The sequence below is a fragment of the Kitasatospora sp. NPDC004799 genome (assembly GCF_040609095.1).
Taxonomy (GTDB): domain Bacteria; phylum Actinomycetota; class Actinomycetes; order Streptomycetales; family Streptomycetaceae; genus Kitasatospora.
On sequence record NZ_JBEXJK010000322.1, the window covers coordinates 1 to 9549 of the forward strand.

General features: G+C 74.7%; 9 protein-coding genes. 4 read left to right on the plus strand and 5 right to left on the minus strand.

Annotated features, from left to right (window positions below):
- A partial coding sequence (locus tag ABZW03_RS30400) for an MFS transporter (RefSeq protein WP_355265254.1) occupies nucleotides 1-692 on the minus strand: 692 nt, incomplete at its 3' end.
- A 190-nt stretch (nucleotides 693-882) separates the two neighbouring features.
- On the opposite strand from ABZW03_RS30400, the gene ABZW03_RS30405 reads away from it, so the two are divergent.
- Together ABZW03_RS30405 and ABZW03_RS30410 are read left to right on the plus strand one after the other, a co-directional pair.
- Nucleotides 883-1437, plus strand: a complete 555-nt coding sequence (locus ABZW03_RS30405) for a MarR family winged helix-turn-helix transcriptional regulator (protein WP_355265257.1) — start codon at nucleotides 883-885, stop codon at nucleotides 1435-1437.
- Nucleotides 1438-1570: 133 nt separating this feature from the next.
- Nucleotides 1571-2092 carry a GNAT family N-acetyltransferase gene (locus ABZW03_RS30410; protein ID WP_355265260.1) on the plus strand — a complete coding sequence of 174 codons (522 nt, stop codon included), beginning with the start codon at nucleotides 1571-1573 and terminating at the stop codon, nucleotides 2090-2092.
- A 46-nt stretch (nucleotides 2093-2138) separates the two neighbouring features.
- On the opposite strand, the gene ABZW03_RS30415 is transcribed toward ABZW03_RS30410, so the two are convergent.
- Both ABZW03_RS30415 and ABZW03_RS30420 read right to left on the minus strand, forming a co-directional pair.
- A complete protein-coding gene (locus tag ABZW03_RS30415; RefSeq protein ID WP_355265263.1) occupies nucleotides 2139-2648 on the minus strand; it encodes a methylated-DNA--[protein]-cysteine S-methyltransferase in 510 nt (169 codons plus the stop codon).
- A complete protein-coding gene (locus ABZW03_RS30420) occupies nucleotides 2645-4261 on the minus strand; it encodes an AlkA N-terminal domain-containing protein (protein WP_355265266.1) in 1617 nt (538 codons plus the stop codon). The genes ABZW03_RS30415 and ABZW03_RS30420 overlap by 4 nt, the downstream gene beginning before the upstream one ends.
- A gap of 95 nt (nucleotides 4262-4356) precedes the next feature.
- Here ABZW03_RS30420 and ABZW03_RS30425 point away from each other — a divergent pair, with 95 nt between their 5' ends.
- Nucleotides 4357-4815, plus strand: coding sequence for an ASCH domain-containing protein (locus ABZW03_RS30425; protein ID WP_355265269.1), 459 nt, complete (start codon nucleotides 4357-4359; stop codon nucleotides 4813-4815).
- A gap of 88 nt (nucleotides 4816-4903) precedes the next feature.
- Here ABZW03_RS30425 and rsgA read toward each other — a convergent pair whose 3' ends face one another.
- A complete protein-coding gene (rsgA, locus tag ABZW03_RS30430) occupies nucleotides 4904-6058 on the minus strand; it encodes a ribosome small subunit-dependent GTPase A (RefSeq protein ID WP_355265272.1) in 1155 nt (384 codons plus the stop codon).
- 329 nt (nucleotides 6059-6387) lie between these two features.
- The gene (locus ABZW03_RS30435; RefSeq protein WP_355265276.1) at nucleotides 6388-7524 is read right to left on the minus strand and encodes a cytochrome c oxidase assembly protein; all 1137 of its coding nucleotides are present in this window, start codon (nucleotides 7522-7524) and stop codon (nucleotides 6388-6390) included.
- A 349-nt stretch (nucleotides 7525-7873) separates the two neighbouring features.
- Between ABZW03_RS30435 and ABZW03_RS30440 the strand changes: the two genes are divergently transcribed.
- Nucleotides 7874-9319 (plus strand): FtsW/RodA/SpoVE family cell cycle protein, encoded by a 1446-nt coding sequence (locus ABZW03_RS30440; protein WP_355265279.1) that lies wholly within the window; start codon nucleotides 7874-7876, stop codon nucleotides 9317-9319.
- Nucleotides 9320-9549 lie beyond the last annotated feature (230 nt).

Consider the following 9549-nt stretch of genomic DNA (forward strand, 5'->3'; position numbering starts at 1 on the left):
GGGAGAAGGAGGTGCAGCAGTGATCGCGCTGGCGGAGGCGACCGGGACGACCTCCACTGGTGAGGCCGTCCAGTTCTGGGCAGCAGGTACCAGCCGGCCAGGATGCCGAACACCGCGATCGGCACGTTGACCCAGAACACCCAGCGCCACGAGGCGTGCTCGACCAGCAGCCCGCCGAGGCTGGGCCCGAGCGCCAGGCCGAGGCCCTGGGCGGAGGCCTGGATGCCGAGCGCGCGCCGCATCGCGTGCCCGGGGACACCGCGCGCGACCAGGGCGACGCTGTTGGCCTGCATCATCGCGGCGCCGACCGCCTGGACGGCGCGGCAGCCGACCAGGGCCCAGAGGCCGCCGGCGAACCCGGCGCCGAGCGAGGAGAGGCCGAAGAGCGCGAAGCCGCCGATGTACATCGTCTTGCGGCCGACCAGGTCGGACAGCCAGCCGATCGGGGCCAGCAGGGCGACCAGGACCAGCAGGTAGGCGAGGGCGACCCACTCGACGGCGGCGAAGCCCGCGCCGAAGTCACGGCCGAGGGCGGGGAAGACCAGGGCGATGGCGCTGGCGTCGAGCTGGCCCAGGAAGGCTCCGAGGCAGACCGTCGCGACGGCGAGCCAGTGGGCGTGGCGCCACCCGGCTATGCCACGCGGCCGGGGCCGCTCGGTGAGCAGCCGCGAGGCCAGGGCGGTGGCATTCATGTACACAAATGTATCGGATACAGATATGTTCTTTCTACGAGCAGTTCGCTCTCCGACAGGAGACGTCCCGCAGTGCGGACAGCCGTGGACAGGCGCCTGCGGCGAGCCCCTGGCAGGGCCGCGACCCGGGCGGCTCCGAGGCCCGCACCGGCCGCCGGACCGCCCCGTACCAGGAGATACGCTGTCCGCCATGCCGTCGTCACCACGCGTTCCCGACCCCGCCACCGGAAGCCCCGACCCGGCGGTCGAGCACGCCCGGCGGCTGACCGACACGGTCACCCGGCTGCGTCGCGCGCTGCGCAGCAGCATCCGCACCGACTACCCGTGGGAGTCTCTGCCGATGGCGCAGGTCGAGCTCCTCCAGACGCTGGCCGCCGCGCCGTTGCGGGTCGGCGAGCTGGCCGCGCGGCAGCGGCTCGCACCCAACACCGTCAGCGGGCTGGTCGGGAAGCTGCTCGACGCCGGATTCGTGGACCGCCAGGCCGACCCCGGCGACCGCCGGACCGCCCGGATCGCCCTCACCCCGGCCGGCCGGCGGCAGCTGGACGACTGGCAGCACGCCCACGAGCGGCGGATCGCCACCGCGCTCGGCACCCTCGACCCCGCGGACCGCGCGGCGGTCGTCGACGCCCTGCCGGCGCTGGAGCAGCTCGCCCGCGCCCTCGCCCAGCCGGGCACCGGGCCCGAGCCGGCGCCGCCGACCGAGCAGACGCCGTCGGCCGAGCAGGGCTTCGACACCGAGTAGGGCTCCGGCGCCACGCAGGGCTCCGGCGCCGCACAGGGGTCGGCGGCTGAGCGGCGGTCCGGCGCCGAGCACGGGCCGGCGGCCGGATAAAACCACTGGTCACCGGGGTCCGCCCGGCGCTACCGTCCCCGGCATGACCACCGCGGACGGACGAGCAGAGGTACGGATCGAGCCCTGGACGGACGGCGACCTCGCGCTGCTGCGCCGGGTCAACACGCCGGAGATGAAGAAGCACGTCGGCGGCCCGGAGAGCGAGGAGCAGCTGCTCGTACGGCACCGGCGCTACCTGGACTTCGTCCCGTCCGGGCTCGGCTGCATGTACCGGATCGTGCTGCTGCCCGAGGGCGAGGCCGTCGGAACGGTCGGCTACGGCACCCGGACCTGGGAGGGGCGGACCGTCCACGAGATGGGGTGGAACGTGCTGCCCGGCTTCCAGGGGCGGGGCATCGCGGTCGCCGCCGCCCGTGCGGCGGTCGCGGCCGCCCGCCGCGCGGCCGCGCACCGCCACCTGCACGCCTTCCCCTCGGTGGACAACCCCGCCTCCAACGCGGTCTGCGCGAAGGCCGGGTTCACGCTGCTCGGCGAGACGGACTTCGAGTTCCCGCCCGGGCGGTTCATGCGCAGCAACAACTGGCGGGTGGACCTGCGGAGTTGAGCGATCCGAACCTCCGCGGCAAGCCGGGCTCCCGCGGGCCCCGCGGTCAGAACAGGGTGCCGCCCTCCAGGTCCAGCAGCCAGCGCTTGCGGTCCACGCCGGCGGCGAAGCCGGTGAGCGCGCCGTTGGCGCCCAGCACCCGGTGGCAGGGGCGGACGATCAGCAGTGGGTTGGCGCCCACCGCCCCGCCGACCGCCCGGACCATGCGCGGCTCCTGACCGGCCAGTTCGGCGAGTTCGCCGTAGGTGACGGTGGTGCCGTACGGGATCTCGTCCAGCGCGGCCCAGATCCGGCGGCGGAACTCGGTGCCCTCGGGCGCGAGCGGGAGGTCGAAGCCGGTGCGCTTGCCCGCGAAGTAGTCGGTCAGCTGAGCCACCGGCTCGGCGAGCGCCTCCGGGTCGAGCACCCAGTCGTCGGCGGGCTCGGCCAGCGCGTACTTCTGGCCGGGCGCGGTGACGGTGGCCAGCGCGGCCGGACCGCCGTCCCCGGGCAGCACCCCGCTGAGCAGCAGCCGACCGAAGGGGCTCTCCATGGTGGTGTAGACGGTGGTGCTCATGCTCGTTCGTTCTCCGTTCCGGTGCTGGTCTCGCTGATGCTGTCGGCGCTGCCGGCGCTGCCTGCGCTGGTGCCGGTACTCGCCGGGCCGGCCCACAGCCGGTGGACGGCGTAGGAGCGCCACGGGGCCCAGGCCTCGGCGGCGCGGGCGGCGGACTTCGGGTCCCCGGCGGCGCCGAGGCGGAGCAGGCCGTGCTTGACGCCCACGTCGCTCGGGAGGAAGACGTCGGGGTCGGCCAGGGCCCGCATCCGCAGGTAGCCGACCGTCCAGGGGCCGATGCCGGGCAGGTCCAGCAGACCGGCTGCGGCCTCCTCCCGGTCGGCCCCGCTGTCGAGCCGGACCACGCCCTCGGCCAGCGCGGCGCAGAGACCGGTGAGCGCCCGGCGGCGCGCGGCGGGCATCGCGAAGTCCTCCGGGTCGGCGGTGGCCAGGGCCGCCGCGGTCGGGAAGAGCAGGCGCAGGCCGCCGTTGGGCTCGGGCAGCGCCGTACCGTACTTCTCGGCGAGCCGTCCTGCCAGGGTACGGGCGGCGGCGACGCTGACCTGCTGGCCGAGGACGGCGCGGACGGCGAGCTCGTGCGGGTCCACGTGGCCGGGCGAGCGCAGACCGGGGCGCTCACGGACCAGCGGGCCGAGCAGCGGGTCGGCGCCGAGCTGCTCGTCGACGGCGAGCGGGTCGGCGTCCAGGTCGAAGAGGTTGCGCAGGCGCTGGACGGCGGTCGGCAGGTCGCGCAGGTCGGCGAGCAGCAGGCGGCAGTCGAGCCAGCCGCGGGTGGGCGGCTCGCCCGGCGCCAGGCCGTCGACCTCGGCGATGCCGTGACCGTACGGGAGCGCGAGGGTGCGCCGGTACACGCGGACACCGGGACGGGTGCCGGGGACGACCTCCTCCACGCCGGGGACGGCGCGCAGGGCGAGGAAGTCGATCAGGTGCTCGCTGTCGAGCGCGCCGCGGTAGGCGAGGCGCAGGGTGAGGCCGCCGGCCGGGGTCGCGGTGCGGCGGCCGGCGGCGACCTCGGCGCGCAGGCCACTGGGGGTGCGGTCGTAGACCTCGCGCACGGTGTCGTTGAACTGGCGTACGGAGGCGAAGCCGGCCGCGAACGCGACGTCGGTGACGGACAGTTCGGTGGTCTGGAGGAGCAGTCGGGCGGTCTGCGCGCGGCGGGCGCGGGCCAGCGCGATCGGGCCGGCGCCCAGCTCGGCGGTCAGCTGGCGCTGCAGCTGGCGGGCGCTGTAGCCGAGGCGGCCGGCCAGCCCGGCGACGCCCTCGCGGTCTACCACGCCGTCGCCGATCAGGCGCATCGCCCGGCCGACCAGGTCGGCGCGGTGGTTCCACTCGGGCGAGCCCGGCACGGAGTCGGGGCGGCAGCGGCGGCAGGCGCGGAAGCCGGCCCCCTGAGCGGCCGCGGCACTGGGGTAGAAGACGCAGTTGACCCGCTTGGGGGTCACGGCGGGGCAGCTCGGACGGCAGTAGATGCCGGTGGAGGTGACCGCCGTAAAGAAGACGCCGTCGAAGCGGGCGTCGCGGCTGTCCACGGCTCGGTACCGGATGTCGTCGTCGATCACGTTGTCCAGTCTGCGGCACCGGGAGGGGGGTGACTGGCGGGAATCGGACATCGCCGTTGATCGCTCTCCTGCGGCTCACCTCGCCCCTGCGCCGGGGGCCCGTAAATTCACGAGCCCGCCGACCGTACCGCCGTTACTCTCGCGGCATGAGCGAGCAGCACTCCTACACCGGTCCGGACGACCCGCGCGTCGTCGCCCTGCCACCGGCCGAGTTCGCGTTCCCCGGGCCGCTGCGGGACCAGTTGGTCGCCGCGATCCTCGACGGCGCCAAGACCAGCACCACCGGGCTGGTCGCCGACTACGAGCACGAGGGCGAGCCCCTGCCGCTGGCCGGTGAGCGCTCCGCGGTCGTCGACTCGGACGAGCGCAGGGTCGCCGTGATCGAGACCACGGACGTCCGGGTGGTCCCGCTCGCGGACGTCGACCTCCAGCACGCCCTGGACGAGGGCGAGGGGCTCACCAGCGTGGCCGAGTGGCGCGCGGTGCACGAGCGGTTCTGGCACAGCCCGGAGATGCTCGACGCCCTCGATGACCCGGATTTCACCGTGGACGACGCCACCCCGGTGGTCCTGGAACGCTTCCGCGTGGTGGCCGACCTCCGCTGAGCCGGGCGGGCCCGGCGGAGGCCGGGCCGGCGGCCCGTGCGCGGAGGCCGGCTGGCGGCCCGTGAGGTGGCCGGCCGGTGCCGGGTTCTCAGCGCTTCACCGGACCTCCCACGGCTCGCATCGACTTGCTGATCGTCTTCCACTTCTGCAGCCGCGCCTTGGCCAGCCGGGCGTCCGAGCGCGAGGCGATCCACTCGTTCTCGCGCTGGAGCTTGAGGTAGCTGTCCATCCGGCGCTGCGGCAGGGTGCCGTCCTCCAGCGCCGCCCGCACCGCGCAGCCGGGCTCGGTGTGGTGGCCGCAGTCGTGGAAGCGGCACTCCTCGGCCAGTTCGGCGATGTCGGCGAAGGCCAGGTCCACGCCCTCGCCACCGTAGAGGCCGACCTCGCGCAGCCCGGGGGTGTCGATCAGCACGCCCCCGCCGGGCAGCGGGATCAGCTCGCGGGTGGTCGTGGTGTGGCGGCCCTTCTGGTCGACCTCGCGGGCCTCCTGGACGGTCATCACCTCGGAGCCGACCAGCGCGTTGGTGAGCGTGGACTTGCCGACGCCGGACTGGCCTATCACCGCGGTGGTGCCGGGGGTGCAGGCGCGGAGCACGTCCATGCCCTCGCCCGTCTCGGCGCTCACCACGAGCACGGTGACCCCGGGGGCGACCGCCTCGACGTCGGCCCGGATGAAGTCGGCGTCGTCGACGAGGTCGGCCTTGGTGAGGACGACCAGCGGTTCGGCGCCGGACTCCCAGGCCAGGGCGAGGAAGCGCTCGATCCGCCCGAGGTCGGGATCGGTCGCGAGGGAGGAGGCGATCAGCACGGTGTCGACGTTGGCGGCCAGCACCTGGCCGTCGGAGCGCTTGCCGGCCACCTTGCGGATGATCGCGGTGGAGCGCGGCAGCAGCGCGACGACGGCGGCCATCGGCTGGGCGTGCAGGTCGACCGCGGCCCAGTCGCCCGTGCACGGGCAGTTGATCATGTCGGCGTCGCCGACCGGCCGGGTGTCGAACCGGACGGTGCGGAGCTCGCCCGTCTCCGGGTCGGCGATCACGGCGTCGCACTGGCCGCGGTCGACCCGGACGATCCGGGCCGGGAGCAGCCCGGCCTCGCCGAGCGGGGTGAACAGCTCCGCGAGCTCGGCCGTCCAGCCGTAGCCGGTCAGCGCGGAGGCGTCGTCGGAGGAGGCGGAGAAAGAGGACGCGGAGGAAGAGAAGGAAGAAGAAGAGAACGACGGAACGGAGGCAGCGTTGAACAACGCAGTGGCCCTTCGGGAGGAGATGGTCCCGGCGGGCTACGGCTGGCGCGAAGGGCTCAGCCGGCGGCCGGGAAAAGGAGGTGAACGCGAGTGCTGCCCTGGGCAGCTATCGGGGCGACAACGACCACGGGGGTTCACCTCCTGCTCTCTACTCCTCGGGCGGCCCAATGGCCCCCGAACCGGACGAGTCACACGCTAGCGAACCGGGGGATTGCGGCCAACCTATTTTTGACCTGCGGAAATGCGGCGCGAGGAGGGTCAGGAGGGGTACAGGGGACAAAAATTGGCCCGCCCCCCTGGCGCGAGGCCGACGCCCCCCGACGGACGGCCTACCTCCCGTAGCGGTGCCTGAGGTTCGGGTCGTCCAGCCACCACGGCCGCATCCCGGTCTCCGCCTCCTCCTCCGGACGCCCCGCCGCCCGCGCCCGCGCGGCCGCCGCCGCGAAGCGGGCGTCCAGCTCGGCGTCCACCGCCTCGGCCTCCTCCCGCCCCCGCACCACCATCCGCCGGACCAGCGCGGCCAGGAACGGCAGCCCGACCAGGTCCCCCAGCACCCAGAACGCGTTGCCGCCCCAGGTCTGGTCCTGCGCCGGAGTCGGCCCCCACGGCCGCCCGAGCGCCAGGTAGTAGTGCTCGGCGACGAGGTGCCCGCCGTAGATCAGCACGATCCCGAGCCCCGCGTCGAAGATCACCTCGGCGAAGGTGATGAACAGCCCGACCAGGTGCGGGTACTCGTGCCCGACCGGGTCCAGCTGCAGGCGCGGCCAGAAGTACGCGAGGCCCAGCAGCACCAGCGCCAGGTGCAGCACCGCGTTCCCGAGCCCGCTGGACACCGACCACGCGTACCAGGGCGTGAAGTAGAGCAGCCACGGCGGCGCCATCAGCAGCGCGGTGGAGACCGCCGGGAACATCAGCACCTTGGACGGACGGCTGCGCAGCGCCCGCAGGAGGCGCTCCCGCCGGGCGGCCGGCGCCGCCTCGACCAGCAGCGAGACCGGCGCACCGAGCGCGAGCAGCAGCGGGACGACCATCAGCAGCAGCACGACCTGCACGGCCCGGTCGGTGAAGAGGACGCGGTCGTACACGCCGAGGCCGGAGCAGGTGCACCAGATCCACAGCAGCAGCCCGCCGAGGAACGCGGCGGTACGGGTGGGCTGCCAGCGTCCGCCGCCGGACCGCCCGCCACCGGGCCGCCCGTCACCGGACCGTCCACCGCCGGACCGCCCGCCACCGAGCGACCCGGCCCCGGCCCGCTCCCTCGCCGCCCGGTTGACGCCGCGCACCGCCGCCAGGTACCAGGCCCCGAGCAGCACCGACAGCGCGAGCACCAGCGGCTCGGCGGTCCAGGAGGTCGCCAGGTCGGACCAGTGCCACGGCGGCGGCCCGCTGTAGGCGAGCACCGAAGCGGTAACGCCCGTCGGCCCGCCCATCGGGCCACCCGCCGCACCGGCCACCACCGCGTCCATCCGCCCGCTCACCTCGCCCGCTCGCACCGCTCGCTGACACCGCTCGTCCGGCGGCCCCGAACCGTCCGGCGGCCCCGAACCGTCGGGACCCCGCCGGGGCACCCCGGCGCCCGGCCATGATGTCCCTCCGCGACCACCCCGCCGCACCCGGGGCCCGGTTCTGTACCCGGGCCATAACAAGGCTTTACCGGGCCCCGACAATGTTTTGCCCAGGCAAAGTTCTGCCCTCCGCCCGCCCCTCCCCGCAACCGCGGCGAAGGCGCGGACGTCTGGCCCGGTGCGCCGACGGCGAGACCCGCCGCGCGCTCGGCAGGGGGACGAGGACAAGGCAGTAAGGGGATGACAAGGGGTGCGGACCACTGCACACGGCGACAGCCGCCGGCTCGCGGCGCGCCGCCGCGACCTCGAACTGGGCCTGCTGGCCCTCGCCGTGGCCGTCTGCCTGGCGGGGCACGTCGACGCCCGCCTGGCGCTCACCGGCAGGCTGCCGCCCGGGCTGCTGGTGCACGCCCTGTCACTGGGCGCGCTGGCCGGGGCGGCCCACCTGGCGGTGCGCCGGTTCGCCCCGTACGCCGATCCGCTGATCCTGCCGTTGGCCGCCTTCCTGACCGGCTTCGGGCTGGTGCTGCTGGACCGGCTGGACATCAGCTACCGGGCCGCGCACCCCGCCAGGGGCGACTACCAGAAGCTCCCCGCCGCGCCCTCCCAGCTGCTGTGGGTGTTCGTCTCGGTGGCGGTGGCACTCGTCGTGATCGTCCTCGTCAGGCACCACCGCTTCTTCCAGCGCTACGTCTACCTGCTGATGGCGGGTGCGCTGGTCCTGCTGGTCGCGCCGGTGTTCTCGCCCGGCGACAGCTTCGGCGCCAAGCGCTGGATCCGGCTGTTCGGGCTCTCCTTCGAGCCGGACGAGTTCGTGAAGGTCGCGATCACGGTCTTCTTCGCGGGGTACCTGACGACCGCCCGGGACGCGCTGGCGCTGGCCGGGCGGAGGGTCCGGGGGCTGACCCTGCCGCGCGGGCGGCACGCCGGTCCGGTGCTGGCGGTCTGGGTGGTCAGCCTGCTGGTGCTGGTCCTCGAACGCGACCTGGGCACCTCGCTGATCTTCTTCGGCGTCTTCGTCGTGATGCTGTACGTGGCGACCGAGCGCACCGCCTGGGTGGTGCTCGGCCTGCTGTTGGCGGTCGGCGGCGCGGCGCTGGTCGGCAGCGTCGAGCCCCATGTCCACGGCCGCGTCGAGGCCTGGCTGCACCCGCTCGACTACTACCGGCCGCTGCACGACCGGGCGATCTCCGAGCAGCCCGCCGAGGCGCTGTTCAGCCTGGGCACCGGGCACCTGACCGGGACCGGCCTGGGCTCGGGCCGCCCCTGGCTGATCGGCTTCGCCGGGCGCAGCGACTTCATCTTCACCACCGTCGGCGAGGAGCTGGGCCTGGCCGGGACGACCGCGATCCTGCTGGTCTACGTCCTGCTGGTGCAGCGCGGCCTGCGCACCGCCGTCGGGCTGACCGATCCGTTCGGCAAACTGCTGGCCACCGGCCTCTCCGCAGCGCTGACGCTCCAGGTGTTCGTGGTGGTCGGCGGGGTGAGCGGGCTGGTCCCGCTGACCGGCAAGGCGCTGCCGTTCCTGGCCGCCGGCGGTTCGTCGCTGCTGGCGAACTGGCTGATGACGGCGCTGCTGATCAAGCTGAGCGACTCCGCCGGGCGCACCGCCCTGGACCCGCCCCGGCCCGCTCCCGAGCCGCTCCCGGCGTACGGCCGGCCGCCGGACCGGGCCGCCACCGGAGCCCCCGCCTGAGCCGCCGCCTGAGCGTCCGTCCGCCCACGACGCCCGCCCACGACTCCCGCAACGCCCGCGACACCCACGACCTGACCCCGGCCCCGGCCCCGGGACCGACGCAGCAGGGCCTCCCCCACACCCGCGGGAGAGGCCCTGCCCGTGTCCTTCCTACCGTCCGCCTACTGCTCGCCCCACGGCGGCCGGGGCGGCCGCGGCGGGTGCCCCGGCACCTGCTGCCCGGGCGGACC

What these genes read in the sequence shown, in the direction of transcription:
- ABZW03_RS30405 (WP_355265257.1), top strand. Translation starts at nt 883, where the DNA reads ATGCCGTCGTCACCACGCGTTCCCGACCCCGCCACCGGAAGCCCCGAC.
- ABZW03_RS30410 (WP_355265260.1), top strand. Translation starts at nt 1,571, where the DNA reads ATGACCACCGCGGACGGACGAGCAGAGGTACGGATCGAGCCCTGGACG.
- ABZW03_RS30415 (WP_355265263.1), bottom strand. Translation starts at nt 2,648, where the DNA reads ATGAGCACCACCGTCTACACCACCATGGAGAGCCCCTTCGGTCGGCTG.
- ABZW03_RS30420 (WP_355265266.1), bottom strand. Translation starts at nt 4,261, where the DNA reads ATGTCCGATTCCCGCCAGTCACCCCCCTCCCGGTGCCGCAGACTGGAC.
- ABZW03_RS30425 (WP_355265269.1), top strand. Translation starts at nt 4,357, where the DNA reads ATGAGCGAGCAGCACTCCTACACCGGTCCGGACGACCCGCGCGTCGTC.
- ABZW03_RS30435 (WP_355265276.1), bottom strand. Translation starts at nt 7,524, where the DNA reads ATGGACGCGGTGGTGGCCGGTGCGGCGGGTGGCCCGATGGGCGGGCCG.